Annotated in this window: 22 protein-coding genes; 6 read left to right on the forward strand and 16 right to left on the reverse strand. The window is 69.3% G+C overall.

Annotation, left to right across the window (positions count from 1 at the left end; genetic code table 11):
* Window positions 1–19: 19 nt before the first annotated feature.
* The 3 genes from orn to OG714_RS31970 form a co-directional block, all read right to left on the reverse strand.
* Window positions 20–622: an oligoribonuclease gene (gene orn, locus OG714_RS31960; protein ID WP_406126188.1), complete on the reverse strand. Its 603-nt coding sequence runs from the start codon at window positions 620–622 to the stop codon at window positions 20–22.
* 119 nt (window positions 623–741) lie between these two features.
* On the reverse strand, window positions 742–2,004 hold the full coding sequence (locus OG714_RS31965; protein ID WP_406126190.1) for a GlxA family transcriptional regulator: 1,263 nt from the start codon (window positions 2,002–2,004) through the stop codon (window positions 742–744).
* Window positions 2,005–2,381: 377 nt separating this feature from the next.
* The gene (locus OG714_RS31970) at window positions 2,382–2,702 is read right to left on the reverse strand and encodes a hypothetical protein (RefSeq protein ID WP_406126192.1); all 321 of its coding nucleotides are present in this window, start codon (window positions 2,700–2,702) and stop codon (window positions 2,382–2,384) included.
* Between the two features lie 311 nt (window positions 2,703–3,013).
* Between OG714_RS31970 and OG714_RS31975 the strand changes: the two genes are divergently transcribed.
* Both OG714_RS31975 and OG714_RS31980 read left to right on the forward strand, forming a co-directional pair.
* Window positions 3,014–3,541, forward strand: coding sequence for a universal stress protein (locus tag OG714_RS31975; RefSeq protein ID WP_019065779.1), 528 nt, complete (start codon window positions 3,014–3,016; stop codon window positions 3,539–3,541).
* Window positions 3,542–3,670: 129 nt separating this feature from the next.
* Window positions 3,671–4,234, forward strand: a complete 564-nt coding sequence (locus OG714_RS31980) for a GPR1/FUN34/YaaH family transporter (RefSeq protein WP_406126195.1) — start codon at window positions 3,671–3,673, stop codon at window positions 4,232–4,234.
* A 150-nt stretch (window positions 4,235–4,384) separates the two neighbouring features.
* Here OG714_RS31980 and glmS read toward each other — a convergent pair whose 3' ends face one another.
* Both glmS and OG714_RS31990 read right to left on the reverse strand, forming a co-directional pair.
* Window positions 4,385–6,202 (reverse strand): glutamine--fructose-6-phosphate transaminase (isomerizing), encoded by a 1,818-nt coding sequence (gene glmS / locus OG714_RS31985; RefSeq protein WP_406126197.1) that lies wholly within the window; start codon window positions 6,200–6,202, stop codon window positions 4,385–4,387.
* A gap of 12 nt (window positions 6,203–6,214) precedes the next feature.
* The gene (locus OG714_RS31990; protein ID WP_327403886.1) at window positions 6,215–6,472 is read right to left on the reverse strand and encodes a hypothetical protein; all 258 of its coding nucleotides are present in this window, start codon (window positions 6,470–6,472) and stop codon (window positions 6,215–6,217) included.
* 165 nt (window positions 6,473–6,637) lie between these two features.
* Here OG714_RS31990 and OG714_RS31995 point away from each other — a divergent pair, with 165 nt between their 5' ends.
* Window positions 6,638–8,212, forward strand: coding sequence for a purple acid phosphatase family protein (locus OG714_RS31995; protein WP_406126199.1), 1,575 nt, complete (start codon window positions 6,638–6,640; stop codon window positions 8,210–8,212).
* A gap of 70 nt (window positions 8,213–8,282) precedes the next feature.
* On the opposite strand, the gene OG714_RS32000 is transcribed toward OG714_RS31995, so the two are convergent.
* Complete coding sequence (locus OG714_RS32000) at window positions 8,283–9,161, reverse strand: DUF4429 domain-containing protein (protein ID WP_406126200.1); 879 nt, start codon at window positions 9,159–9,161, stop codon at window positions 8,283–8,285.
* A gap of 95 nt (window positions 9,162–9,256) precedes the next feature.
* Here OG714_RS32000 and OG714_RS32005 point away from each other — a divergent pair, with 95 nt between their 5' ends.
* Window positions 9,257–10,846, forward strand: a complete 1,590-nt coding sequence (locus tag OG714_RS32005) for a beta-N-acetylhexosaminidase (protein WP_406132031.1) — start codon at window positions 9,257–9,259, stop codon at window positions 10,844–10,846.
* Window positions 10,847–10,917: 71 nt separating this feature from the next.
* Here the strand turns inward: OG714_RS32005 and OG714_RS32010 are convergent, their stop codons facing one another.
* From OG714_RS32010 to OG714_RS32035, 6 genes are all read right to left on the reverse strand, one after another.
* On the reverse strand, window positions 10,918–12,696 hold the full coding sequence (locus tag OG714_RS32010; RefSeq protein WP_406126202.1) for an IucA/IucC family protein: 1,779 nt from the start codon (window positions 12,694–12,696) through the stop codon (window positions 10,918–10,920).
* Window positions 12,693–13,259, reverse strand: a complete 567-nt coding sequence (locus tag OG714_RS32015; RefSeq protein WP_406126204.1) for a GNAT family N-acetyltransferase — start codon at window positions 13,257–13,259, stop codon at window positions 12,693–12,695. Before OG714_RS32015 ends, OG714_RS32010 begins: the two co-directional genes overlap by 4 nt.
* The gene (locus tag OG714_RS32020; RefSeq protein ID WP_406126206.1) at window positions 13,256–14,539 is read right to left on the reverse strand and encodes a lysine N(6)-hydroxylase/L-ornithine N(5)-oxygenase family protein; all 1,284 of its coding nucleotides are present in this window, start codon (window positions 14,537–14,539) and stop codon (window positions 13,256–13,258) included. The genes OG714_RS32015 and OG714_RS32020 overlap by 4 nt, the downstream gene beginning before the upstream one ends.
* Window positions 14,523–15,965 (reverse strand): lysine decarboxylase DesA, encoded by a 1,443-nt coding sequence (gene desA / locus OG714_RS32025; RefSeq protein WP_406126208.1) that lies wholly within the window; start codon window positions 15,963–15,965, stop codon window positions 14,523–14,525. Before desA ends, OG714_RS32020 begins: the two co-directional genes overlap by 17 nt.
* Before the next feature lie 161 nt (window positions 15,966–16,126).
* Window positions 16,127–16,960, reverse strand: coding sequence for a siderophore-interacting protein (locus tag OG714_RS32030; protein ID WP_406126210.1), 834 nt, complete (start codon window positions 16,958–16,960; stop codon window positions 16,127–16,129).
* 113 nt (window positions 16,961–17,073) lie between these two features.
* Window positions 17,074–18,123 (reverse strand): ABC transporter substrate-binding protein, encoded by a 1,050-nt coding sequence (locus OG714_RS32035; RefSeq protein ID WP_406126211.1) that lies wholly within the window; start codon window positions 18,121–18,123, stop codon window positions 17,074–17,076.
* 263 nt (window positions 18,124–18,386) lie between these two features.
* Between OG714_RS32035 and OG714_RS32040 the strand changes: the two genes are divergently transcribed.
* Both OG714_RS32040 and OG714_RS32045 read left to right on the forward strand, forming a co-directional pair.
* Complete coding sequence (locus OG714_RS32040) at window positions 18,387–19,508, forward strand: polyprenyl synthetase family protein (protein WP_406126212.1); 1,122 nt, start codon at window positions 18,387–18,389, stop codon at window positions 19,506–19,508.
* Window positions 19,505–20,176: a biliverdin-producing heme oxygenase gene (locus OG714_RS32045; protein ID WP_406126213.1), complete on the forward strand. Its 672-nt coding sequence runs from the start codon at window positions 19,505–19,507 to the stop codon at window positions 20,174–20,176. Before OG714_RS32040 ends, OG714_RS32045 begins: the two co-directional genes overlap by 4 nt.
* 7 nt (window positions 20,177–20,183) lie before the next feature.
* On the opposite strand, the gene OG714_RS32050 is transcribed toward OG714_RS32045, so the two are convergent.
* The 4 genes from OG714_RS32050 to OG714_RS32065 are packed head-to-tail and all read right to left on the reverse strand — an operon-like array spanning window position 20,184 to window position 25,967.
* Window positions 20,184–21,344, reverse strand: a complete 1,161-nt coding sequence (locus tag OG714_RS32050; protein ID WP_406126215.1) for an acyl-CoA dehydrogenase family protein — start codon at window positions 21,342–21,344, stop codon at window positions 20,184–20,186.
* A 5-nt stretch (window positions 21,345–21,349) separates the two neighbouring features.
* The gene (locus OG714_RS32055; protein WP_406132032.1) at window positions 21,350–22,288 is read right to left on the reverse strand and encodes a hydroxymethylglutaryl-CoA lyase; all 939 of its coding nucleotides are present in this window, start codon (window positions 22,286–22,288) and stop codon (window positions 21,350–21,352) included.
* 23 nt (window positions 22,289–22,311) lie between these two features.
* Window positions 22,312–24,300: a biotin carboxylase N-terminal domain-containing protein gene (locus OG714_RS32060; protein ID WP_406132033.1), complete on the reverse strand. Its 1,989-nt coding sequence runs from the start codon at window positions 24,298–24,300 to the stop codon at window positions 22,312–22,314.
* A gap of 50 nt (window positions 24,301–24,350) precedes the next feature.
* Window positions 24,351–25,967 carry a carboxyl transferase domain-containing protein gene (locus tag OG714_RS32065; RefSeq protein WP_406126217.1) on the reverse strand — a complete coding sequence of 539 codons (1,617 nt, stop codon included), beginning with the start codon at window positions 25,965–25,967 and terminating at the stop codon, window positions 24,351–24,353.
* Between the last annotated feature and the right edge of the window lie 99 nt (window positions 25,968–26,066).

Raw genomic sequence — 26,066 nt, forward strand, 5'->3', positions numbered from 1 at the left:
GGGTGCTCGCGCACGCCTTTTACGAGGTGGGCTGGACGTGCTTCGCGGCGATCGTGCGGGCCGTTTCGGAGTCGGGGCCGGGCTGCGGGACGAAGATCGCCTCGCGGTAGTAGCGCAGCTCGGCGATGGACTCGCGGATGTCGGCGAGGGCGCGGTGATTGCCCTTCTTCTCGGGGCTGTTGAAGTAGGCCCGCGGGTACCAGCGGCGGGCCAGCTCCTTCACCGAGGACACGTCCACGATGCGGTAGTGGAGGTACTCCTCCAGGGTCGGCATGTCACGGAGCAGGAAACCGCGGTCGGTGCCGACCGAGTTGCCGCACAGCGGGGCCTTGCCCGGCTCCTTGACGTGCTCCCGGATGTACGCCAGGACCAGCTCCTCGGCGTCGGCCAGCGTCGTACCGCCGGCCAACTCGTCGAGCAGGCCGGATGCGGTGTGCATCTGGCGTACTACGTCCGGCATCGTCTCCAGCGCCTGGTCCGGCGGGCGGATGACGATGTCCACCCCTTCGCCGAGCACGTTCAGCTCGGAGTCGGTGATGAGGGCGGCCACCTCGATGAGAGCGTCGTCGGACAGCGAGAGGCCGGTCATCTCGCAGTCGATCCACACCATGCGATCGTTCATGTGTCTAACCTTAAGGTGCGCGCCGCCCGGCTGAACCGACCGTGCGGTGACCTTGTGCCGCGGGGCATGCGAAAACCCCCGGAGATCTCCTGCGAGAGACCTCCGGGGGCGTGCTGTCGCTACGTCGCGCTCCGCTGGCCGGGCAGACTCGCCGCCCGACTTGTGGCGTACGCCTCACGGCCGTTCTCCGCCGAGGCGGCCGACGCGGACGCCGTCGCCGACAGCGCGCTCGCCGCCGTACGACGTGTCTGCATCGGGACCGGGCCGTCCGGGTGCAGCGCGGGCGGCAGCCCGGCCGGACCCAGGGACGCCGGACCGCCGGGCTGGCCGGGAGCGCCGTCGCTGTCCACCTGCTTGTCGCCCTGGGGCCTGCGGGCGCGGTACGCGGCCCGGTAGGCGGCGGGCGACGAGCCCAACTGGCGCCGGAAATGGCCGCGCAGGGCCACCGGCGAGCGGAAGCCGCAACGGCCCGCGACCTCGTCCACCGAGTAGTCCGACGTCTCCAGCAGACGCTGCGCCTGGAGCACCCGCTGCGTGATCAGCCACTGCAGGGGAGCGCTCCCGGTGAGCGAGCGGAAGCGGCGGTCGAACGTACGCCTGCTCATGTACGCGCGTGCCGCCAGCGTCTCCACGTCGAACTGTTCGTGGAGGTGCTCCAGCGCCCAGGCGACGACCTCCGCGAGCGGGTCGGCGCCGATCTCCTCTGGTAAAGACCGATCGAGGTAGCGCTCCTGACCGCCGCTTCGGCGCGGTGGGACCACCAGGCGGCGGGCGAGCGCGCCGGCCGCCTCGTTGCCGTGGTCCGTCCGCACGATGTGGAGACAGAGATCGATTCCGGCCGCCGTACCGGCGGACGTGAGGACGTCTCCGTCGTCGACGAAGAGTTCCCTCGGATCGACGTGCACCGACGGATAGCGCTTGGCCAGCGTCGGCGCGTACATCCAGTGGGTGGTCGCGGGACGGCCGTCCAGCAGGCCCGCCGCGGCCAGCACGAAGGCGCCGGTGCACAGGCCGACGATGCGGGCCCCTTCTTCGTGCGCGCGGCGGATCGCGTCGAGTGCCTCCTCCGGCGGTGGCGAGGTGATCGACCGCCAGGCCGGCACGACGACGGTGCCTGCCCGTGAGATCGCTTCCAAGCCATGCGGTGTGGTGAGTTCCAGCCCGCCCGTGGTGCGCAACGGGCCTTCTTCGCCGCCGCACACAAGCAGGCGGTAGCGCGGAACTCCGGCGTCCTGCCGGTCGATTCCGAACACCGACAGCGGTATGGAACTCTCGAAGATGGGGCCGCCGCTGAACAGCAGCACCGCGACGATCTCCTTGCGGCGTCGCCCGGAAAGTTTCCGGGCCGCGGCTTCCGGCGCGGCAGTGGAGTCGTGGCTCATACTGCTAAGCCCCCCTCGGTGGTCGCGGCTCCTCGGTTGTGTCGCTCCTGCACGTTTCCCCTCGGTCCTGCACGAGTCCCCCGCCGTAAGACGTCAAGATCGAATCTACTGTGTCCAGTGGTGCCGGGGTGACCAGTTCGGCAACCGGCACATTGTCGACATGGCAACTTGGCGTGAAGCATTCGATCACGAAGCGTTGCACTCGTGGGCCGTGCAGGGAAGTGCGCCTCGTCTTAGTGGCCAATCCCCGTAGGGTGCGCAAGGCCTCCCAGACCCTTTCCGTGCAGGTGGAACGGGGGTTGGGGGGTGGTTCGGACAACAGATGCGCGGTGACCGGAAGTTGGCTGAAAAGCGTCGGGCGCGTGCGCGGAAACCGGTCAGTCGACCGGTGCACTTCCCCCGGCGTGCCGCCCGCCCCTGTGCGCCCCCGCGCCGGCCCGGTGGCGGTGGCCGCGGTGCGAGGAGTGTTCTTCGGCCAGCAGCCGGGCCGCGCCCTGCTCGGAACGGCGCAGCAGCACCCGGCAGGCGGCGGTGACGGCCGCGAGACCCAGGGCCGTACCGGTGGCGCCGGCGAGGGAGGTGCCGTACCAGAGGAGGACTACGGGGACGAGGACACAGCTGAAGACCGCCCAGCGGACCACGTCGGTGGCGGTGTCGTGGCTGGGGTGTGCCTCGGAGGTCGTGCGGTGTCCGGACATGGCGTGCTCCCTGGGGCGGCGGCTCGCCGGGTTCAACGCTTGTTCGATGCGTCGGTCACTGTAGGGCAGTCCATCGATGTGCGCGGATAAGTGAATCCTGTGCAAACCGCCTGTACGGGGCAGCAACCATTGCGTTACGGGCGCCCCCTCGTGCATGCTCCGGGGAACTCCGCCGGAGCATGTGCGGGATATGGGCTAAGGAGGAGTGCCGCCGTACCCTTGGGGGTATGGGGTTGGGAAGATGATTCCCGGACACAGCTCCGCCGCATCCTGTTGTCCCCTCCCAAGAGGATCAAAAAGCCGAGACACCCATGGCCGGTCACGAATCTTTCGAACCCGCGGACCGCAAGCGGCCCGTCGCCGATCCCACGGCGGCCGAGCCCCTGGCGGCGGAACAGCCACGTCATTCCTGCGACCCAGCCTTCAAGCACGGCGTCGTCGTCGGTTTCGACGGCTCGACGTCCAGTGAGCGTGCCCTCGCCTACGCGATCGGCATGGCCCATCGCTCGGGCTCGGGCCTGGTCATCGTCCATGTCGCCAACCGGCTGCCCACCACGGTGTGGGCGGGCTGCGAGCCACCGGTCTTCGTCGACGTGCCGGACCACCGCACCGAGGTGCTGGGCCTTGAGCTGGCGTGCGCCGAGTACTTGGCGGAAGTGCCCTGGATCCTCGTCGAGCGCGGCGGCGACATCTGCCACGAACTCGAAGAGGTGGGACGGGAGTACGAGGCGGACGCGATCGTCGTCGGCTCCACCCATGGGATCGTCGGACGCATCTTCGGCTCCGTCGCGGGGCGGCTCGCGAAGCGGGCGCAGCGGCCTGTCGTCGTCATTCCCTGACGCGTCGGCCTGTTGGCCGAACTCACAGGTGAGCTCCCGAATTCGCCGTTGTGCAGAGGTGTTTGTGTCCTTGTGAAGGGCATATATCGGTCACACCGCACAACCGCACATGCATGAAGGGAGCCCGCCGTGGACAATGACGTCTCTGCGGGAAGCACCACCTCGATCGTCGGCCGACTCGCCCTGGGAATCACCCTGTTGGCCTTCGGGCTCGGGTACACCGATGTCATCAACGGAGTGTCGGCGGCTGACGCCGTGTCACTCGCCCACTACGTAGGCGGAGTTGCGCTCTTCGTCGCCGGACTGTTCGCCTTCCGTGACGGCGACACGGCTTCCGGTACGGCCTTCTCGGCCTTCGGCGCGCTCTGGTTCACCTGGGCCGTCTCCGCGGGGGGCTCCGCCTCAGCCAACGCGGCGGGGCTGTTCCTGGTCCTGTTCGCTCTCGTCGCCCTCTCCGTGACCCTCGCCGGCGGGGATCAACTCACGCAGGGGACCTACGGGTTGTTCTTCGTCTCCCTCGTGCTGCTCGCGATCGCCCAGTTCGCCGGGAACGACGGGCTGGGGAAGGTCGGGGGGTGGTTCGGTGTCGCTGCGGGGGCTGTCGCCTGGTACTCGGCGACGGCGGCGCTTGCGCACTGGCCGACGGTGCTTCCTCGACGGGCTGCCGGCCGGGGTGTGACGGCAACGGGCTAACTGGCAGCCGAGGCCGGGGCGTTGGGCTACCCCGGCGACATGAACGAACCCCCCGTGCATTGAGGCTGCACGTGGGGGTTCGTTCTGTTTCGTCGGCCGCTGCGGGTGCGTCGTGGTTGCTCGCGCAGTTCCCCGCGCCCCTGAAAACCTCTACTCGACCGTGACCGACTTGGCGAGGTTCCTCGGCTTGTCGATGTCCCGGCCGAGCGCCAACGCCGTGTGGTAAGCGAGGAGTTGGAGCGGGATGCCCATCAGGATGGGGTCCAGTTCGTCCTCGTTCTTGGGGACCACGATTGTCTGGTCGGCCTTTTCCTGGTGCTGGTGGGCCACCGCGAGGATGCGGCCGCTGCGGGCCTTGATCTCCTCCAGGGCCGCGCGGTTCTTCTCCAGGAGGTCGTCGTCGGGGACGATCGCGACCGTGGGGAGGGCGGGCTCGATCAGGGCGAGGGGGCCGTGCTTCAACTCCGAGGCGGGGTAGGCCTCGGCGTGGATGTACGAGACCTCCTTGAGCTTCAACGAAGCTTCGCGAGCTACCGGATAGCCGCGGACCCGGCCGATGAACAGCATCGAGTGGGCCTCGGCGTACTCGGCCGCCAGCTTCTTGATCTCCTCCTCCTGGTCCAGGATCTCGGAGATCTGGGCCGGCAGCTTGCGCAGGCCCTCGATGATGCGCTTGCCGTCGCGGACGGAGAGGTCGCGGGTGCGGCCGAGGTGCAGGGCCAACAGGGCGAACGCGACTGTGGTGTTGGTGAAGCACTTGGTCGAGACGACACAGACCTCGGGGCCCGCGTGCACGTACATGCCGCCGTCCGCCTCGCGGGCGATCGCCGAGCCGACGACGTTCACCACGCCCAACACGCGCGCGCCCTTGCGCTTCAGCTCCTGGACCGCCGCCAGCACGTCGTACGTCTCACCGGACTGCGAGACCGCGATGTACAGGGTGTCGGGGTCGACTACCGCGTTGCGGTACCGGAATTCGGAGGCCGGCTCGGCGTCCGCGGGGATGCGGGCCAGCTCCTCGATCATCTGGGCGCCGATCATGCCCGCGTGGTACGAGGTGCCGCAGCCGAGGATCTTCACGCGGCGGATCTGCCGGGCCTCGCGGGCGTCCAGGTTCAGGCCGCCGAGGTGCACGGTGGAGAAGCGGTCGTCGATGCGGCCGCGCAGCACGCGGTCCACGGCGTCGGCCTGCTCGAAGATCTCCTTGTGCATGTAGGTGTCGTGGCCGCCCATGTCGTAGGAGGCGGCCTCCCACTCGACGGTCGTCGGCTCGGACGTCGTCCGCGTGCCCTCGGTCGTGTATGTCCGGAAGTCGTCGGCCTTGAGGGTGGCCATCTCGCCGTCGTCCAGCGTCACGATCTGGCGCGTGTGCGTCACCAGCGCGGCGATGTCCGAGGCTACGAACATCTCCTTCTCGCCGATGCCGAGGACCACCGGGGAGCCGTTTCGAGCCACCACGATGCGGTCGGGGAAGTCAGCGTGCAGGACGGCGATGCCGTACGTCCCCTCGATCACCCGGAGGGCGTCGCGGACCTTGTCCTCCAGCTTCTCCTGCTGGGAGCGGGCGATGAGGTGGGTGAGGACCTCGGTGTCCGTCTCGGAGAGGAACTCGACGCCGTCCGCCTCCAGCTTCTTCCGGAGGTCGGAGGCGTTGTCGATGATGCCGTTGTGGACGACGGCGACCTTGCTGTCGGCGGACAGGTGCGGGTGGGCGTTCACGTCGGAGGGGGCGCCGTGCGTGGCCCAGCGGGTGTGGGCGATGCCGGTGGTGCCCTTGAAGCGCGCCGGGACCTTGGCCTCCAGGTCACGGACCCGGCCCTTGGCCTTGACCATCTTCAGGCCGGCCGTCTTGGGGGTCGTCACGACGATGCCCGCCGAGTCGTAGCCGCGGTACTCCAGCCGCTGCAAGCCCTCCAGCAGCAGCGGGGCGACGTCACGCTTGCCGATGTATCCGACGATTCCGCACATGTATAAGCATTCCTAGCCGTAGACGATGCGGCGCAGCTGCCGGAGCGTGAGCTCCGGTGGTGCGACCGCCCGGTATTTCAGGTCCGCCTCGATCCGGTCGAAGATCGTCGCGTTCACCAGGCCCTGGGCCTGGAGCTCGCGGTGGCGGCGACGGACGTAGACCTCGGTCGTCTCGTCGAAGTAGGCGAGCACGTCCTGGATCACCCGCAGTGCCTCGCCCCGGTTGAGGGGGGAGGAGCGCGTCAGATGATCAACGAGTTCGTCGTGCACCCGGTTGATCCTGGAGCACCGAAGGGCGGTTTGCAAGAATCCTGCCCGATATCGGGCAACGGTCTGTTGAAAGTCTTATGGGGCTCTGTTCGTAAGCTGTCCATCCTGTGTCTTGCGCACCGTTGCCCATGTCGACGAGTTTCAGACGCCATGGACATTCCTCGTATGGGAGTACCCGCGGAGCTCGCAGAGCGCATGAGCATGGCGGAACAGCACGAGTACCTGCGCGCGAGATTCTCGCGGCGCACGATGATCAGGGGCGGTGCCGTCACGCTCGGCGCCGTCGCGGGTGGCGTGTTCGTGCCGGGCGGCATCGCCCAGGCGGCCGTCCCCACCCAGGCGAGCACCAGGACCACGCCCGCCACCGAGTCGGTGAACGGGGCCCTCGTCTCCCCGTTCGGCCGGCACCTCGCCTTCGGCAACGACCCGCGCACGGAGGTGACGGTCTCCTGGCAGGTCCCGACCGACGTCAGGAAACCGTTCGTCCGGATCGGCGCGCACCCCTGGGACCTCTCCCACAAGATCGAGGCCGAGGTGCGCTCGCTCTACACCCCGGCGGGCGTCGGCGCGAGCGGCGACCACACCCAGTACTACCTGCACGCCAAGCTGACCCACCTGCGCCCGGGCAGGACCTACTACTACGGCGTCGGCCACGCGGGCTTCGACCCGGCCGAGGCCCACCTGCTCGGCACGCTGGGCACCTTCACCACCGCCCCCGACCACAAGAAGCCGTTCACCTTCACGGCCTTCGGCGACGAGGGCGTCGGCTACCACGGCCTGGCCAACAACAGCCTGCTGCTGGGCCAGAACCCGGCCTTCCACCTGCACGCCGGCGACATCTGCTACGCCGACCCGGCCGGCGCGGGCCAGACCGCCGACGCCGGCTTCGACTCGCGCACCTGGGACCAGTTCCTCGCGCAGACCGAGTCGGTCGCCAAGTCCGTGCCGTGGATGCCCGCCTACGGCAACCACGACATGGAGGCCTGGTACTCGCCCAACGGCTACGGCGGCGAGGACGCCCGCTGGAACCTGCCGGACAACGGCCCCGACAAGAAGAACCTGCCGGGCGTCTACTCCTTCGTCTACGGCAACACCGCGGTCATCTCGCTGGACGCCAACGACGTGTCCTTCGAGATCCCGGCCAACCTCGGCATCTCCGGCGGCACCCAGACCAAGTGGCTGGAGGCGCAGCTCAAGAAGTACCGCGCGGCGCACGACATCGACTTCGTCGTCGTCTTCTTCCACCACTGCGCGTACTGCACCTCCACCGCGCACTCCTCGGAGGGGGGAGTGCGGGGCGAGTGGGTGCCGCTGTTCGAGAAGTACACGGTGGACCTGGTCATCAACGGCCACAACCACCAGTACGAGCGCACCGACGTCATCAAGAAGAACGCGGTCGTCAAGAAGCTGCCGATCGGCGGCACGGCGTACCCGGAGACCGAGGGTGTCGTCTACGTGACGGCGGGCGCGGCCGGCCGCAGCCTGTACGCGTTCTCCGCCCCGGACTCCTACGAGGGTCACGTCGCCGACCTCGACTCGGTGGCCGCCTTCGTCAACACGAAGGACGGCAAGGTCAACGAGACGGTCGCGTGGTCGCGCGTCCGCTACCTCAACTACTCGTTCTTGCGCGTGGACGTCCAGCCCGCCTCGAAGGGCCGTACGACCACCCTGACGGTCCGCGGCATCGCCGAGACCGGCGCCGAGATCGACCGCTTCACGGTCGCCCGCAAGGCCAAGTAGCCCTGAGCCAGCCCGAGTTACGCCCGGAAGGCAGGGCGCCACTCGTCCCGCGGGCGGTCCTCCCGGATGGTCACATCCGTCTGAGGACCGCCTGTTTGGCCATCGCGAACTCCTCGTCCGTGAGCACCCCGTCCCGGTGCAGCTCGCCGAGTTCCCGCAACCGCCGCAGCAGCGCGTCGTGGCCGTCCTCCGCCGCGGCCGTCAACTGCCGTACGGGTTCCGGCTGTTCAGGTCGTACGTCCGTCTCGGCGGCCGGGTGCGGGAGGCGGGCCTGTACGGCCGCGGCGACCAGGGCCATCAGCGGGTCCTTCTTGAAGCCCCACAACTCCACGGAGTTGGGGTCGTACTTGGGCGGCGCCTTGGTCGGCGCGTTGCGCACCGAGAAGCGGATGTAGCCGTTCTCCAGGCCGGCCGAGGGGCGCCACTCCACGCCGACGAGGTCGGTGACGGCGAGGGTGCGGGCGCCGGCGGCGGACTTGGCGTCCTCGGTCTTCCAGTTCCACTCCAGCCGTACGCGCTCGCCGTCGAAGCTCGCCGTGCCGTCCCCGGCGGACACCGAGAGCGGTACGGCGGGGCCCGGCAGCAGGTACGCGTCCACCGGGTCGGCCGGGACCTCGTCGAGCAGCAGGGCGTTGCGCACCTCGTCCACGAAGTACTCGGCGACGCCGTACCGGTCCGATTCGACGGGGAGTTGGTAGGGGTCGTCGCCCTCGGTGAGCCGGCCGCCGGTGGCGTGCAGCAGGGGGTCGGCGCCGTCACGCAGCCGCAGTCTCAGCCGCCCCGACCTACGGCCCTGCTCGAACGAGACGCCCGCCAACGCGCCCAGGGGGACGACGAGTTCGCCCAGTGTCTTGCGGAACAGGCCGACGTTCTTGTCCCGTCCTGGAGTCAGCCGCAGGGCGTCGCCGTCGAAGATCCAGGTGCCGTCCTTCTGGATGATTTCCGCCATGGGAGGGATTCTTCCACCGGTCAGGCGACAGAATGGTCTGTACCTGTCCGGGCTCAAAGGAAGTTCAAAGGAAGGGACCGCTCGTGAGACGCCTTGTGAGACAGCGCCACAGAACGACCCACCTCCTCGGCTCGCTGCTGCTCGTCGCCGCCGCGAGCGTGTCCGTCGTCGGCGCCGCACCCTCCGCCGCGCCCACCACCGCCACCCCGCTGGGCCGGGTGGTCCCGGCGCCCGCCAAGGTCACCCCCGCGGGACATCCGTACCGGATCACGAGCAGCACCCGGATCCGCGTCGACGACACCCGTGAGTCGCGCCGGATCGGCGCGTACCTCGCGGGCATCCTGCGCCCCTCCACCGGCTACCGGCTGCCGGTCACCTCGCGCGGCAAGGGCGGCATCCAACTCCGCCTGGCCAAGGGCACGTTCGGCGCCGAGGGCTACCGGCTCAACAGCACCCCCGCCGGTGTCACCATCACCGCGAGCAGGCCCGCCGGGCTCTTCCACGGCGTGCAGACCCTGCGCCAACTCCTGCCCGCCGCCGTCGAGAAGAAGTCCGTGCAGCGCGGCCCCTGGCAGATCGCGGGCGGCACCATCGAGGACTCCCCGCGCTACGCCTACCGCGGCGCGATGCTCGACGTCTCCCGGCACTTCTTCACCGTCGCCCAAGTCAAGCACTACATCGACGAGTTGGCGCTCTACAAGATCAACACCCTGCATCTGCACCTCAGCGACGACCAGGGCTGGCGCATCGCCATCAACTCCTGGCCCCGCCTGGCGACCTACGGCGGCTCGACCCAGGTCGGCGGCGGCGCGGGCGGCTACTACACCAAGGACGACTACAAGGAGATCGTCCGCTACGCCTCCTCGCGCTTCCTGGAAGTGGTCCCCGAGATAGACATGCCGGGCCACACCAACGCGGCCCTCGCCTCCTACGCCGACCTGAACTGCGACGGCGTCGCGCCCCCGCTCTACACGGGCACGGACGTCGGCTTCAGCTCGCTGTGCGTCGGCAAGGACCTCACCTACAGCTTCGTGGACGACGTCATCCGTGAGCTGGCCGCGCTCACCCCGGGCCGCTATCTCCACATCGGCGGCGACGAGGCGCACTCCACCAGCCATGAGGACTACGTCAAGTTCATGGACCGGGTGCAGCCGATCGTCACCAAGTACGGCAAGACGGTGATCGCCTGGCACCAGATCACCGGCGCCCACCCCGTGAAGGGCGCCCTCGCCCAGTACTGGGGTCTCGACGACACCGACGCCGCCGAGAAGGCACAGGTCGCGGAGGCCGCGAAGAACGGCACCGGGCTGATCCTCTCGCCCGCCGACCGCGTCTACCTCGACATGAAGTACACCGAGGACACCCCGCTCGGCCAGGACTGGGCGGGGCTGGTCGAGGTGAAGCGGTCCTACGACTGGGACCCGGGCAACTACCTCGCCGGGGTGCCGAGTTCGGCGATCCGTGGTGTCGAGGCGCCGCTGTGGTCGGAGACCATCGTGACCGACGCCGACATCCAGTACATGGCGTTCCCCAGGCTGCCGGGCGTGGCCGAGCTGGGCTGGTCGCCGGCCTCGACGCACGACTGGGACACGTACAAGGTGCGGCTCGCGGCGCAGGCGCCGCGCTGGGACGCGCTGGGGATCGACTACTACCGGTCGCCCCAAGTGCCATGGCCCGCGAGCTAGTTGAGCGGTTCCCGTAAAAGGGACGGGCACCCCGGGGGACCGTACCCCGGGGTGCCCGCCTGCTTGTGGTGTCAGAACCCGGCGATCGGATTCTTCAGGGTGCCGACGAGCTGGAGCGCGCCGGAGGGGTCCGCCAGGTCCACCATCTGCTTGTTGTCGCGCAGCTGGAGACGGTTGAGGCAGGACAGCGAGAACTCGGGCGCGAACATGTCGTACTGCCGGAACTTGTCGGCGAGTTCGGGTGCCGCGTCCTGGTACTCGCGGGTGACGTCCGCGACCGTACGCCAGAAGTCGTCCTCCTCCAGGACGCCTGCGGCGGCCAGGTTGGACGCGAGGAAGCGGAAGAAGCAGTCGAAGACGTCGGTGAAGATCGACAGCAGTTTCTTGTCCTCGGGGACCTCGACCCGCAGCCGCTCCACCGTCGGCGGCAGCACCGCGTCCGGGTCCATGACGGCGATCTCCTCGGCGATGTCCTTGTAGATCGCGCGCTCGACGACACCGTCCTTCAGGACGAGGATGACGTTCTCGCCGTGCGGCATGAACACCAGGTCGTAGGCGTAGAAGCTGTGCAGCAGCGGGGTGAAGTACGCCCGCAGATACCGCCGCAGCCACTCCACCGGGGCGAGCCCCGACCGCTCGATCAGCGCGCCGGCGAAGGACGCGCCCTCGTGGTCCAGGTGCACCAGCGAGGCCATCGTGGCGAGGGACTCGCTGTCCTGGAGCGAGGAGACCGGGCTCTCGCGCCACAGCGCCGCGAGCATCTTGCGGTACGGCGAGTAGCGGTCGGTCGCCGCCTCGTACTCCAGGTGCCGGTAGCCGACGGCGGCCTGCTCGCGGATGATCGACAGGCCGGTGGACTTCAACACCGGGTCGTTGTCGATGAGTTGGGCGAGCCAGTCGTTGATCGCCGGGGTGGCCTCCATGTAGGCGGCCGAAAGTCCGCGCATGAAGCCCATGTTGATGACGGACAGGGCCGTCTTCACGTAGTGCTTCTCGGGGTTGGACTTGTTGAAGAAGGTCCGGATGGACTGCTGGGCGAGGTACTCGTCGTCGCCCTCGCCGAGGCAGACGAGGTGGCCGCGGGCGATCTCGGCGGCGAAGGTGACGCTGAGCTTGTTCCACCACTGCCAGGGGTGGACCGGGATGAGGAGGAAGTCGTCGGGGTCGAGACCCCGGTCGACGAGGGTCAGCCCGAACCGCTCGACCGTCTCGGCGCCCAACTCCCGCCGTATGAACGACTCGTACTCGATGCCCACGCCCGCCGTGAACGCGGCCCGCGAGCGGTGCGCGGCCAGCCACACCAGGCGGACCGGGCTCGCGGTCTCGGGGGCGTACGAGAGGTACTCGTGGATGCCGAAGCCGAGCCTGCCGTTGTTGGCGACGAAGCAGGGGTGGCCCTCGGTCATCCCCGTCTCGATCGCCTGGAAGTCGCTTTTGACCAGCTCGGCGACCGGGATCTGCGGCTTGGTGAGCTTGTAGCAGGTGCCGGAGAGGGTGGAGGAGATCTCCTCCAGGTAGACCGGCAGGATCTCCTCGCTCAGCCCGAGCGCCTGCTTCAGCTCGATGAAGAAGTCCAGGGCCGCGAGGGGGAGTTCGGCGCCGTCGCGGTGGCGGCTGATGGAGTCGGCGTCGACCTGCCAGTGGTCGAGGGCGTGCCGGGTGGCGGCGAACCGGTAGCGGGTCAGGCCGTCGTCGCTGCGGACGACGTACAAGTCCCCGTCCTTCTCGGCCGGTTCGGGGGTGATCAGCCGCTCGTGCGCGAACTCGGCGAGGGCCTTGCGGATCAGGAGGCGGTTGGCCTTCTCCCAGCGCTCGGGGGAGAGGTGGGCCACGGCGTCGGCGAGGCTCATGCGGACACCGCCGTAGCGGCCAGGCTGTGCTTGTTGAAGAAGCGTTCCCGTGTGCAGAAGCTCAACAAAGCTTTTTTCTCCGGCTTCTGGATCTCACGCTCGGGCACGAACCCGACCGCCTCGTTCAGTGCGTGCACGGCGGTGTTGGACACGTCCGGTTCCACGACGACGCGTGCGACGGCCGGGTCCTCGAAGAGGCGGGCCATCACGGCGGTGATCACCGCACGGGTGAAGCCGTGGACGGGGGCCTCGGTGGCCGGCGTCAGGAAGTGCATGCCGACGTCACCGGGCAACGGCTCGTACAGGCCGACCAGTTCGCGATGACGGGGGTCGTAGTACTCCATCAGGAAGGCGGGCACACCGTCCTGGAGCCCGAGCAGCGCGTGCTGGTGCTCGTCGGCCGCGATCTCCATGTAGGCGCGCTCGACGTCCTCCAGTTTCGCGTCCTGCATCATCCAGAACGCGGCCTTGGGGTGGGTGAGCCACCGGTGCAGCAACTCGGCGTCCTGGAGCGGGTCGAGGGGGCGGAAGGTGAAGGTGCCTGTGTCGGTGAGGGCGGTCATACGGCGAACTCCTGGAACGCGATGGTCTGTTCGACCGGGTAGTACTCGGTGCCGAGCAGCTCACGGATGATGTACGAGTTGCGGTACGCGCCCATGCCCAGGTCCGGGGACGTGATGCTGTGCGCGTGGACGCCGGCGTTCTGAAGGAAGACGCCCCGGCCCGTGGTGTCGATCGAGTAGTTGCGCGCGATGTCGAAGCTGCCCCGGGAGTCGTAGCGCAGCCGCTCGTGCACGGGCTTGAGGAACTCCGGCTCGGCGTACTTGTAGCCGGTGGCGAGGATCAGGCCCTGGGAGCGCACGGTGTAGTCCTTCTCCTGCTCCTCCTGACGCAGGCCGAGTTCGTAGACGCCGTCGCGGTAAGTGGCGCTGTCCAGCGAGGAGTTGGTGAGCAGCCGGGTGGGGACGGGCCCGCCGACCTTCTTCTGGTAGAGCAGGTCGAAGATCTCGTTGACGAGGTCGCCGTCGATGCCCTTGAACAGGCCCTTCTGCTCGGCCGTGAGGCGGTAGCGGGTCTCTTCCGGCAGGGCATGGAAGTAGTCGATGTACTCCGGGGAGGTCATCTCCAGCGTGAGTTTCGTGTACTCCAGCGGGAAGAAGCGCGGCGAGCGCGTCACCCAGTTCAACTCGTAGCCGTGGACGTCGATTTCACTGAGCAGGTCGTAGTAGATCTCGGCGGCGGACTGCCCGCTGCCGACCAGCGTGATCGACTCCTTGGCCTGCAACTCCGCTTTGTGGTGCACGTAACGGGAGTTGTGGATGAAGTCGCCGCCCAGACCGGCGACGGCCTCCGGGAGATACGGCGGGGTACCGGTGCCCAGGACCAGATGCCGGGCGCGGTACACGTCACCGGCCTCGGTCCGGACGACGTAGACCTCGCCCTGTTCCTCGTACGTCACCTCGCTCACCGTCGTGCTGAAGCGCACGTTGGAGAGCTTGTTGGCGGCCCAGCGGCAGTAGTCGTCGTACTCGACGCGCAGCGGGTAGAAGTTCTCGCGGATGTAGAAGGGGTACAGACGCCCCTTCTCCTTCAGGTAGTTGAGGAAGGAGTACGGCGAGGTCGGGTCGGCGAGGGTGACCAGGTCCGACATGAACGGGGTCTGGAGGTGGGCGCCGTCGAGGAACATGCCGGCGTGCCACTCGAAGTCGGGCTTCGAGTCCAGGAAGATTCCGTCGAGTTCGGCGATGGGCTCGGTGAGGCAGGCGAGGCCGAGGTTGAAGGGCCCGAGCCCGATGCCCACGAAGTCGTAGGTCTTGTTCGAGGCTTCAGGAAGCGCGGTCAAGGGACTCTCCCAGGTACTGCTCGGCATGGCCGGCGATCAGGTCGAGGACGGCGGCGATGTCGTCGGTCGTCGTCTCGGGGTTGAGCAGGGTGAACTTCAGGTAGTGGCGGCCCGCGACCTTGGTGCCCGCGACCACCGCGTCACCGGACGCGAACAGGGCCTTGCGGGCGTACAGGTTGGCGCGGTCGATCTCGGCCGGGTCGGTGACGGCGGCCGGGATGTAGCGGTAGACGAGGGTGGAGAGCGAGGGCTCCACGACGACGTCGAACCGCGGGTCGGCGGCGAGGAGCTTCCACCCCTCCTCGGCCAGGTCGCAGACCTCGTCGAAGAGTTGGCCGATGCCGTCGGCGCCCATCACGCGCAGCGTCATCCACAGCTTGAGCGCGTCGAAACGGCGGGTGGTCTGGAGGGACTTGTCGACCTGGTTGGGGATGCGCTCCTGCACCGCGCGGCGCGGGTTGAGGTACTCCGCGTGGTAGGTCGCGTGGCGCAGGGTGTCGGCGTCGCGGACCAGCAGGGCGGATGAACTCACCGGCTGGAAGAAGGACTTGTGGTAGTCCACGGTGACCGAGTCGGCGCGCTCGATGCCGTCGATCCGGCCCCGGTGCTTCAGCGAGGCGAGCAGCCCGCAGCCGTAGGCCGCGTCGACGTGCATCCACACCCCGAACTGCTCGCACAGGGCGGCGACTTCGGGCAGCGGGTCGATGGAACCGAAGTCGGTGGTGCCGGCGGTGGCGACGACGGCCATGGGGACGAGCCCGGCGTTCTTGCAGCGCTCCAGCTCACGGGCGAGCGCGACGGTCTGCATGCGCTTGTCGGCGCCGACGGGTATCGACACGACGGAGTCCTGCCCGAGGCCGAGCAGTTTCGCCGACTTCTTCACGCTGAAGTGGCTCACTTCGGAGGCGAAGACACGCAGTTCGGCCAGGCTGTCGGTCTTGGCCTCCTCGCGGGCCAGCAGCAGCGCCTGGAGGTTGGACTGGCTGCCGCCGGAGGTGAACACCCCGTCGGCGTGCGGCCCGAGGCCGATCCGCTCGTTCGTCCAGTCGATCAGTTTCCGCTCGATGAGCGTGCCGCCGGCCGACTGGTCCCAGGTGTCCAGGGAGGAGTTGACGGCGGAGAGCACCGCCTCGCCGAGCACGGCCGGGATGACGACCGGGCAGTTGAGGTGGGCGAGGTAGCGGGGGTGGTGGAAGTAGATCGCGTCACGCAGGTAGACCTCGTCCAGCTCGTCGAGCACCGCGCCGGTGTCGTGGAGCGGGCGGTCGAGGTCGATCCGGTCGATGAGGGGGGAGAGGGCGTCGACCGAGACGCCGGTGAACGGTCGTTCCGTGGTGGCGAGTTTGGCCGCCACCCGCTCCACGCCTTCCGTCACGGAGCGGCGGTAGTGCTCCGCAGTCGTGTCATTGAGCAGGTGCGAGCGCATGTGGGGGTCCTCCGGTGGGGAAGTCCGTGCGGGACAGGTGAGCGGCGGGGTTCCGCAACATCAACTTAGGTAAGCCTAACCTAACGTAATGTCCATGAAACCCGCCGCTCCCGTGACAGCCGTCACTCACGCATCAGCTGCCTCTCACGCCCAGTTGTCCCTCACCCGGCGTCGCGCAACTGCTCCTCGCTGAGCCCCTGCCGCCAGTACCCGACGAAGGTCACCCGGCGCCGGTCGAAGCCGCGCTCACCCACGAAGTGCCGCCGCAACGCCTTCACTTGACCGGACTCGCCCGCGATCCACACGTACGGCCGCTCGGCGGACGGGAGTTGGGCAGCGCGAAGGGCGCCGAGGGCCATGGGGGACCCCTCGGCGCCCTGGTTCTCACGCACCAGCCAGGTGACTTCGGCATCGGCCTCGGTGGCCAAGTCCTGGATATCACCGGCGTGTTGGACCTCCAGCCACACCCGCGCACGGGTACCGGCGGGCAGCGCTTCGAGAATCGCCGAAGCGGCCGGTACGGCGGTCTCGTCGCCCCACACGACCACGAGGTCGGCGTCCTCCGGCGGCCGGAACCGGATCGCCCGGTTGTCCGCGATCGCCGGCCCGAGCAGCACGACCCGATCACCGGCCGAGGCGTGAGAGGCCCAACGGGAGGCGGGCCCGGCGGGTTCGTGCAGTACGAAGTCGATGTCGATCTCGTCGGGATCACGCCGCAGGGCGCGGAGGGTGTACGACCGCATCACGGCCCGTACGCCGTCCGGGAGTTCACGCCAGCCCTGCCACCACCCGTCCCCGAGCTCGAACGGAACGGCGGGCTCCAGCTGACCGGGTTGGGGGAGGAAGAGCGACAGGGACTGATCACGCCCGTCGGAGAAGAAGAACGCCAGATCGTCCCCAGCAAAGGAGACCCGAACGAGAGACGGCCCGAGCCGCTCCGTCCGCACGACCTGGAGTGAGAAGAAGCGGAACGGGGCGGCAACGGCCGTAGTCATGGAGGGGGGCTCCTCTGGAGGGGCGTCAGGTGTCCTACCCAAGGGGCGCGGGGAGCTGCGCGCCCAGCCACAACCGGCCCGCAGCTCTCCACGAAAGCGAAACCACCCCTAGATCAACTGACCTTCTTCGCGTTCTCGATCGCCTTCGCCAGATCCTCAAGCAACGGCGCGCACTTGGCATACGACAGGATCGGCTCGGGGTTGCGCGCGATCACCTGGTCCGCCTTCACCGCGGGCAACTTCTTCCACGTGCCCTCGGTAATGTCGGCGGGCTGAATCGCCGAAGTCCGGTTGTCCATCATGATGATGTCCGCCCCGTACTTGTCGACGTTCTCCCAGCTGAGGTTCTCGTACCAGCCACCGCTCGCCTTCAGCGCGGCAGCGGACGGCTCGACGAAGTTCACGCCGAGAGACTTGAAGTACTCCAGGTCGACGGAGAGATTCGACCCGGAGACGTAGAAGATGTCCTGGCTCGCGGAACCCACGAGAACCTTGACGTCCGGCTTGGCCTTCGCCGCGGCGCGCAGCCGGGCCGCGGCGTCCTCGAAGCGCTTCTTGGCCGCGGTGATCGTAGAGGAAGTGGTGTCCGCGCCAAGGGACTTGGCCAGTTCCAGCATGCGCGCGAGCGGCGTCGGCAGCTGCACGTCGTACACCGAGATACCGACGGAGGGCGCGCCCACGGCGAGGATCTTCTTCTTCGACTCCTCCGGGACGTACCAGAGCGTGCCGGCCGAGTCGAACATCGTCGTGATGAGGACGTCGGGGGAGAGGGCCGCGTACTTCTCGATGTTGAACTGGCCCCACTCGTTGCCGATGATCGTGACCTTGCTGATGTCCAGGTCGCCGGCCTGCACATCGGCCTTGCCGTCCTTCAGCTTGGTCGGTCCGAAGACGCCCTTGGACTCGATGCCGTAGTCGTGCAGCGCGGCGGCGACACCGATGAACGAGACGATGTTCGCCGGGATCCTGTCGGTCTTCGCGGTGGTGCCGCGGTCGTCCTTGAAGGACCAGGGGCCGGACTTGGCGGCCGCCGTCTCCTTGTCCGAGCCACCGCTTTTCGCGTCGTCGTCGCCGCAGGCTGCGAGCACGGCGCCGAGGCCGAGGGCGCCGCCCGCGGCGAGGATGCCGCGGCGGGAGAGGTGAGTGGCACGGGCGTTGGACATGTGTGGCTGCTTTCGAACAGGGCGGATCACCCGCCGGACAATTCGAAGGTAGGTTAGCCTAACCTCACCAACTGTCCAGCGGGCGGGGCTCCAGCCGCCCGAGCCTGTGCCCTCGCCGTGCCCGGCTTGTAGGTCGATGCCCCAAGCGATTTGGCTTTCAACCGCCTTGTCTCGCCCGGCCGTTGTGATCATGCTCCTTCGTAGGGGGAGCTGCGCACTGTTGTTCGGTCGTCTGCGGAGGTGGAGTGGCTACCACGGTGGGTGTGACAGGTGTGGAAGCGGTGGTGCGGAACGACGCGGCCCTGCTGGAGGACGACCTGGCCGAGTTCCTCGACGCGCTGACCGCCCCGGTACGGGCGCCGGTCTCCGTGTACGACGCGGCCCTGCGCCGCGCCCTGTACGAACCGGTCGCCGACGCCCTCGGCTCGAAGGTGGGCCAGCAGGCACTGCCTCCCACACCCGGAGCGCCCGGCGGCCGGGCTCCGCTGCGGCCCTCGATGGTGTACTGGGCGTACCGGAACTACCGGGGGTTCCCCGAGGAGCCGGAGGGCCTCCCCGAGAAGGCCGAGGGTGTTTCCGACTTCGCGGTGATCCGCCGCACGGCCGTTGCCGTAAGGATTCTGCTGAAGGCCGCGGTCGCCCTCGACGACATCCAGGACGGCAGCGACGTCCGCTACGGCGAACCCGCCCTCCACGCCACCCACGGCGCCCCGCTCGCCCTCAACGCCGGCGCCTGGCTGATCATGTCCGCGCTGCGGCACGCGGCCGACCCGGCCGTCGTGGACAGCCTGGTGCGCTCGGTCGGCAACGGCTTCACCGGGCAGGCCGCCGACATGTCCTCGCGTACGGCGCTCACGCGCGCCGAGTTGCTGGCCGCGCCGCGTGCCACCCGGGTCGGCTTCTGGGAGTCGACGGCCACCCTGAAGACCGGGACCCTGTTCTGGATGCCGCTCGACGCGGCGGTCGCGGGGCTGCGGGTGGTCGAGGACGACCGGCTGGCCCTGGACGGCGCGATGCGTCAACTGGGCCTCGCCAGCCAGCTGTTCAACGACCTGACCGACTTCGTGCCCGAGTTCGGCGGCGCCAACACCCACGAGGACTTCGACGGTCTGGGCAACCGGGTCTTCCTCGAACTCCTCGACGAGGACGGCGACCCACCGCCCGGCGAGGACTTCAAACCGTACGTTCTCGGTCACCCCCACCTTGAGCGCACGCTCCTCGCGCTCGCCGAGGAGGCCGTGGCCCTGAAGAGCGCCGCGAAGGACGCCGTGCACGGCGTGTGCCGCTCCGAGCGCAGCGCCGCCTACTTCGACGTGACGATCGAACGCAAGGGCCACCTCATCGACCGTCTGCTCGCGACGGTCCGGCAGCGGAGCGGCGTATGACGGACACGGGCACGGACATCGCCACCGGTACGAGCGTGGGCACGGGCACGGTGACCCGGCGGCTGAGGAACGGCACCCGCGCCTGGCACGAGGCCCTGGAGACCACCGGGTTCGCCACCGCGATGCTCGCCGGGACTCTGCCGCTGGACCGCTACGTCGGCCAACTCGCCGCCTACCACATGGTGTTGGAGACCCTGGAAACCGAACTCGCCCGCGCCGGCTGCCCGTCCGTCGCCTCGGTGTGGTCGCCCGACCTCGTCAAGCTCCCCCTCCTCGAACGCGACCTGCGCCACTTCGCCGCCCTCGGCACCGCCCCCGAACCCGGCCCGGCCGCCCAGGAGTTCGCCGAGGAGATACGGCGCACTGCCGCGACCGAACCCCGCGAACTCCTCGGCTTCCTCTACGTGTTGGAGGGCTCCACCCTCGGCGCGATGTTCCTGTGCCGGTACGTCACCGAGGCGTACCGGCTCACGGACGGGAACGGCGCCTCGTACTACGGCAGTGGCGACCGCGCCCGCTGGACGGCCTTCGCCGAGCGCCTCGACCGCGCGCTCGGCGAACCCGCCGTACAGGAAAGGGTCCTGGCCGCCGCCGAACGGGCCTACCGCCATATCGCCCTGATCTCGGGGGAGTTGTCGGCAGGGCTGGACAGTCCGGCGCCCGTCTAGCGTGCGCTCAGCCCGCGAGGCCCAACTCGCGGGCGATCAGCATCCGTTGGACCTCGCTGGTGCCCTCGCCGATCTCCAGGATCTTGGAGTCGCGCCACATGCGGGCCACCGGGTACTCGTTCATGAAGCCGTAGCCGCCGTGCACCTGGGTGGCGTCACGCGCGTTGTCGACGGCGATCGTGGAGGAGTACAGCTTAGCGAGGGCCGCCTCCTTCTTGAAGGGTTCGCCGGCGAGCAGGCGGGAGGCCGCGTCGCGCCAGGCCAAGCGCGCGGTGTGGGCCTTCATCTCCATGTCGGCGATCTTGAACTGGATGGCCTGGTTGGCGCCGATCGGCCGCCCGAACGCGTGCCGTTCCTTGGCGTACTTCACCGACTCGTCGACACAGCCCTGGGCGAGACCGGTGGCCAGTGCCGCGATGGCGATGCGGCCCTCGTCGAGGATGCGCAGGAACTGGGCGTAGCCGCGGCCGAGTTCGCCGAGCAGGTTCGCCGCCGGGACCCGAACGTCCGCGAAGGACAGCTCACGGGTGTCCGAGGCGTTCCAGCCGACCTTCGAGTACGGTGCCGCGACCGTGAAGCCGGGTGTCCCGGACGGCACGATGATCGACGAGATCAGCGGCTTGCCGTCGGGCTTGCGACCGGTGACCGCGGTGACCGTCACCAGACCGGTGATGTCCGTACCGGAGTTGGTGATGAAGCACTTGGAACCGTTGATCACCCATTCGTCGGTGTCCGGGTCCAGGCGGGCCGTCGTCCGCGTCGCGCCCGCGTCGGAGCCGCCGTCCGGCTCGGTCAGCCCGAAGGCGCCGAGGATCTCGCCTGAGCACAGCCGGGGCAGCCACTCGGCCTTCTGCGCGTCGGTGCCGAAGAGATGGATCGGCATCGCGCCCAGCGACACCCCGGCCTCCAGCGTGATCGCGACGGAGGAGTCCACCCGGGCCAGCTCCTCCAGCACCAGGCCCAGCGCCAGATAGTCGCCGCCCATCCCGCCGTACTCCTCAGGGAAGGGCAGTCCGAACAGGCCCATGCGGCCCATCTCGCGGACGATCTCGTACGGGAACTCGTGCCGCTCGTAGAAGTCGCCGATCTTCGGCGCGACGACGGCGTGCGCGAACTCCTCGACCGTACGGCGGAGTTCTTCCAGTTCGGGGGAGAGACGATGGTCCATGGCGGTCACTGCTCCTTGTGGGGCTGCGCTGTTTTACCGAGTGCGCGGACGGTGCGGGACGGGCTGGGTCGGCCCAGTTGTCCGGCCATCCACACGCTGGTGGCGGTGAGACGGCCGAGGTCGACGCCGGAGTCGATGCCGAGACCCCGGAGCATCCACACGAGGTCCTCGGTGGCGAGGTTGCCGGTCGCGGACTTGGCGTACGGGCAGCCGCCGAGGCCGCCCGCGGAGGCGTCCACGGTGGTGACGCCGTGCTGGAGGGCGGCCAGGGTGTTGGCGAGGGCCTGGCCGTAGGTGTCGTGGAAGTGCACACCCAACACATCGGTGCGAACGCCCTGTTCATTGAGCGCGGCAAGGAGTTCGAGGACGTGACCCGGGGTCGCGACGCCGATCGTGTCGCCGAGGCTCAGCTCGTCGCAGCCCATGTCCAGCAGCGACTTGCAGACATGGACGACCTGATGGATCGGGACGGCGCCCTCCCAGGGGTCGCCGAAGCACATCGACAGATAGCCGCGCACATGCGCGTCACCCGCCTTCGCCCGCGACACCACCGGCTCGAACATGGCCAGCGCGTCGTCGACGGTCCGGTTCAGATTGGCCTTCGCGAAGGCCTCGGTGGCGCTGGCGAACACGGCGATACGGCTCGCCCCGAGCGCGAGGGCCCGGTCGAGCCCGCGTTCGTTCGGCACGAGTACCGGGAGTTCGACCCCGGGCAGATCGCGCACGAGGGGGAACAGCTGCTCCGCGTCGGCCAGTTGGGGCACCCACTTGGGGTGGACGAAGCTGGTCGCCTCGATCGTGGTCAGGCCCGCGTCGGCCAGTCGCCGCACGAACTCGGCCTTCACCTCCGTGGGCACGGTCGCCTTCTCGTTCTGCAGCCCGTCCCGCGCCCCCACCTCGTGGATGCGGACCCGGGCGGGCAGACCGGGCGCTGGTACGACCATCGGGAGTGCCGCCGGTCCGAGAGTCACTGGTCCTCCTCCGCGGGTGTGACGACCGCCAGCACCTGGTCCATGGCGACCGTCGCACCGGGTTTCACGTCGAGTTCGGCGACGGTGCCGGCGTGCGGCGCGGAGACGACGTGCTCCATCTTCATCGCCTCCACCACCAACAGGCTCTGCCCCGCGGCCACTTGATCCCCCACGGCGACCTTCACCACGGTCACCGTCCCCGGCATCGGCGCGGTCAGCGAACCGGCACCGGACCGGTCGGCCCCGCTGAGCGAGGCGGCCACCGGGTCGTGGTCCCGCACCTGCCACGCGTCCCCGTCCCGGCCCAGCCAGGTGCCGTCCGGCAGGGCGGTGAAGATGTGGACGAGGCCGTCGAGCCGCAGGACGAACCGGCCGTCGGGTCCGGCCGCCCCGAACCCGCCGAGCGGCTCCTCGGCGCCGTCCGGCAGCAGTTCGGTCCCGCCCTCGGGCGTACGGCGTACGCGTACGGTCACCGGGTCGTGGCCCGGCACCTGTAGCGGGTGTGCCGTCCAGGCCCGCTCCCCGCCCAGCCGCCAGCCGTCCGTGGCGTCGAACGGGTCGGCCCAGCCGGAGCCCCCCGCGGGTGCGAGCGCCGCGTGCCGCAGCAGCGCCGCCGCCGCGTAGACCTCCACCGGTACCTCACCGGGCACCAGCCCGTCCGCCTCCCGCTCGACGAGCCCGGTGTCCAACTCGCCCGCCACGACCGCCGGATGGGCGAGCAGCCGCCGTAGGAAACCGGCGTTCGTCGGCACGCCCAGCGTCACCGTGGCCGCGAGGGCCGCCCGGAGTTTCCTGAGCGCGGTCGCGCGGTCGGGGCCGTAGGCGATGACCTTGGAGAGCATCGGGTCGTAGAGACTGCCGACCTCGGTGCCTTCGGAGAGGCCGGAGTCGGTGCGGATGCCGTCGCCCGAGGGCTCGTTCAGCTTCAGGACCGTGCCGCCGGAGGGGAGGAACCCGCGTGACGGGTCCTCCGCGCAGATGCGCGCCTCCACCGCGTGTCCGGTGAGCGTGATGTCGTCCTGCGCGAAGGGCAGCCGCTCGCCCGCCGCCACCCTGAGCTGCCACTCCACCAGGTCGAGCCCGGTCACCAACTCCGTTACCGGGTGCTCCACTTGGAGGCGGGTGTTCATTTCCATGAAGTAGTACGACGACGGGTCGGTGCCCGGCACGATGAACTCGACCGTGCCCGCGCCCGCGTACCCGCACGAGCGGGCCGCCTGGACCGCCGCCTCGCCCATCGCCGCGCGCGTGGCCTCGTCCAGGAGGACGCTCGGGGCCTCCTCGACGACCTTCTGGTGCCGGCGCTGCAAGGAGCACTCGCGTTCGCCGAGGTGGACGACGTTGCCGTGGCCGTCGGCCAGGACCTGGATCTCGATGTGCCGGGGGCGGTCGACCCAGCGCTCGACCAGGAGGGTGTCGTCGCCGAAGGAGGCGCGGGCCTCGCGGCGGGCGGCGGCGATCTCGTCGTCCAGGAGGGTGAGGTCGTGGACCAGGCGCATGCCCTTGCCGCCACCTCCGGCCGACGGCTTGAGGAGGACGGGCGCGCCCAACTTGTGGGCCGCCTCGGCGAGTTCGGGGTCACGGCCGCCGGGGACGACCGGTACCCCGGCCGCCTGCACGGTCTCCTTGGCGCGGATCTTGTCCCCCATGAGTGCGATCGCGTCCGCCGGAGGGCCGATGAAGACCAGTCCGGCGTCGGCGCACGCGCGCGCGAAGGCCGCGTTCTCGGCGAGGAAGCCGTAGCCCGGGTGCACGGCCTGCGCGCCGGAGCGGGCCGCCGCCTCCAGCAGCCGCTCCACCGACAGATAGCTCTCCGCGGCCGGCGCCGGACCGAGCCGTACCGCCGTGTCGGCCTCGCGGACGTGCCGGGCGTCCGCGTCGGCGTCGGAGAAGACGGCCACCGAGCGCACACCGAGCGAGCGCAGGGTGCGGATGACGCGGACCGCGATCTCGCCCCGGTTGGCCACGAGGACCGTCTCGAACATCTCGAATGTCCTGGATGTGTCGCGCATGTCAGGCATCTTGGGCATCCTCATCACATCCGGAAGACGCCGTAACCGGGTTCCCCCAGTGGCGCGTTGGCACAGGCGGTCAGGGCCAGACCCAGCACCTGGCGGGTCTCCATCGGGTCGATGACCCCGTCGTCCCAGAGGCGGGCGGTCGCGTAGTAGGCGTTGCCCTGGCGCTCGTACTGCTGCCGGATCGGGTCCTTGAAGGCGTCCTCGTCCTCGGCGGGCCACTCCTCGCCGCGCGCCTCCAACTGGTCCCGCTTCACGGTCGCGAGGACCGACGCGGCCTGCTCGCCGCCCATCACGGAGATCTTGGCGCCGGGCCACATCCACAGGAAGCGGGGGGAGTACGCCCGGCCGCACATCGAGTAGTTGCCCGCGCCGTACGAGCCGCCGACCACGACCGTCAGCTTGGGCACGCGCGCGCAGGCGACGGCGGTGACCATCTTGGCGCCGTGCTTGGCGATGCCGCCCGCTTCGTAGTCCCGCCCGACCATGAACCCCGAGATGTTCTGGAGGAACACCAGGGGGATGCCGCGCTGGTCGCACAGCTCGATGAAGTGGGCGCCCTTCTGGGCGGATTCGGAGAACAGGATGCCGTTGTTGGCGACGATGCCGACCGGGTGGCCGTGGATGCGGGCGAACCCGGTGACCAGGGTCTGCCCGAACTCGGCCTTGAACTCGGCGAAGCGCGAGCCGTCGACCACGCGCGCGATGATCTCCCGTACGTCGTAGGGGGTACGGGAGTCGACGGGGACGGCGCCGTAGATCCCGTACGGGTCGACCTTGGGCTCGACCGACTCGGTGACCTCCCAGGGAAGGGCCCCGCGCGCGGGGAGCGTGGCGGCGATGGTCCGGACGATCCGCAGGGCGTGCGCGTCGTCCTCCGCGAGGTGGTCGGTGACACCCGACACACGTGCGTGGACGTCGCCGCCGCCCAGCTCCTCGGCGGTGACGACCTCACCGGTGGCGGCCTTCACGAGGGGCGGGCCGCCCAGGAAGATCGTCCCCTGGTTCCGGACGATGACGGCTTCGTCGCTCATGGCGGGGACGTAGGCGCCCCCGGCGGTACACGACCCCAGCACAGCGGCGATCTGGGGAATCCCCGCCCCCGACATCCGGGCCTGGTTGTAGAAGATCCGCCCGAAGTGGTCGCGGTCCGGGAACACCTCGTCCTGCATGGGCAGGAACGCGCCCCCGGAGTCGACGAGATAGATGCAGGGGAGGCGGTTCTCGAGGGCGATCTCCTGGGCGCGCAGATGCTTCTTCACGGTCATGGGGTAGTACGTCCCGCCCTTGACCGTGGCGTCGTTCGCGACTATCACGCACTCGCGGCCGCTGACCCGGCCGATCCCGGCGATGACACCGGCGGCGGGGGCGGCTCCGTCGTACATGCCGTCGGCGGCCAGCGGAGCCAGCTCCAGGAAGGGCGAGCCGGGGTCGAGCAGCGTGTCGACGCGGTCGCGGGGGAGCAGCTTGCCGCGCGCGGTGTGCCGGTCCCGGGCCCGCTCACCGCCGCCGAGCCGGGCCGCGGCGAGCTTCTGCCGCAGCTCCTCGCCCAGCGCGCGGTGCGCCGCCTCGTTGGCCCGCCATGCCTCCGACGCGGGATCCGCCGCGCTCGTCAGCTCCGGTGCCTCTTGCATTCTGTGGGTCCCCTCGCACAGCGATCGGCTGTCATCGGCTGTCATCGACGGTTAATGAGCGTTAACCATTTCCTTCAGGTTAACGACCGCTAACCTCCC

This window comes from Streptomyces sp. NBC_00989 (genome assembly GCF_045162655.1).
Taxonomy (GTDB): domain Bacteria; phylum Actinomycetota; class Actinomycetes; order Streptomycetales; family Streptomycetaceae; genus Streptomyces.

What these genes read in the sequence shown, in the direction of transcription:
- orn (WP_406126188.1), bottom strand. Translation starts at nt 622, where the DNA reads ATGAACGATCGCATGGTGTGGATCGACTGCGAGATGACCGGCCTCTCG.
- OG714_RS31965 (WP_406126190.1), bottom strand. Translation starts at nt 2,004, where the DNA reads ATGAGCCACGACTCCACTGCCGCGCCGGAAGCCGCGGCCCGGAAACTT.
- OG714_RS31970 (WP_406126192.1), bottom strand. Translation starts at nt 2,702, where the DNA reads ATGTCCGGACACCGCACGACCTCCGAGGCACACCCCAGCCACGACACC.
- OG714_RS31975 (WP_019065779.1), top strand. Translation starts at nt 3,014, where the DNA reads ATGGCCGGTCACGAATCTTTCGAACCCGCGGACCGCAAGCGGCCCGTC.
- glmS (WP_406126197.1), bottom strand. Translation starts at nt 6,202, where the DNA reads ATGTGCGGAATCGTCGGATACATCGGCAAGCGTGACGTCGCCCCGCTG.
- OG714_RS31995 (WP_406126199.1), top strand. Translation starts at nt 6,638, where the DNA reads ATGGGAGTACCCGCGGAGCTCGCAGAGCGCATGAGCATGGCGGAACAG.
- OG714_RS32000 (WP_406126200.1), bottom strand. Translation starts at nt 9,161, where the DNA reads ATGGCGGAAATCATCCAGAAGGACGGCACCTGGATCTTCGACGGCGAC.
- OG714_RS32010 (WP_406126202.1), bottom strand. Translation starts at nt 12,696, where the DNA reads ATGAGCCTCGCCGACGCCGTGGCCCACCTCTCCCCCGAGCGCTGGGAG.
- OG714_RS32015 (WP_406126204.1), bottom strand. Translation starts at nt 13,259, where the DNA reads ATGACCGCCCTCACCGACACAGGCACCTTCACCTTCCGCCCCCTCGAC.
- desA (WP_406126208.1), bottom strand. Translation starts at nt 15,965, where the DNA reads ATGCGCTCGCACCTGCTCAATGACACGACTGCGGAGCACTACCGCCGC.
- OG714_RS32030 (WP_406126210.1), bottom strand. Translation starts at nt 16,960, where the DNA reads ATGACTACGGCCGTTGCCGCCCCGTTCCGCTTCTTCTCACTCCAGGTC.
- OG714_RS32035 (WP_406126211.1), bottom strand. Translation starts at nt 18,123, where the DNA reads ATGTCCAACGCCCGTGCCACTCACCTCTCCCGCCGCGGCATCCTCGCC.
- OG714_RS32045 (WP_406126213.1), top strand. Translation starts at nt 19,505, where the DNA reads ATGACGGACACGGGCACGGACATCGCCACCGGTACGAGCGTGGGCACG.
- OG714_RS32050 (WP_406126215.1), bottom strand. Translation starts at nt 21,344, where the DNA reads ATGGACCATCGTCTCTCCCCCGAACTGGAAGAACTCCGCCGTACGGTC.
- OG714_RS32055 (WP_406132032.1), bottom strand. Translation starts at nt 22,288, where the DNA reads ATGGTCGTACCAGCGCCCGGTCTGCCCGCCCGGGTCCGCATCCACGAG.
- OG714_RS32060 (WP_406132033.1), bottom strand. Translation starts at nt 24,300, where the DNA reads ATGTTCGAGACGGTCCTCGTGGCCAACCGGGGCGAGATCGCGGTCCGC.
- OG714_RS32065 (WP_406126217.1), bottom strand. Translation starts at nt 25,967, where the DNA reads ATGCAAGAGGCACCGGAGCTGACGAGCGCGGCGGATCCCGCGTCGGAG.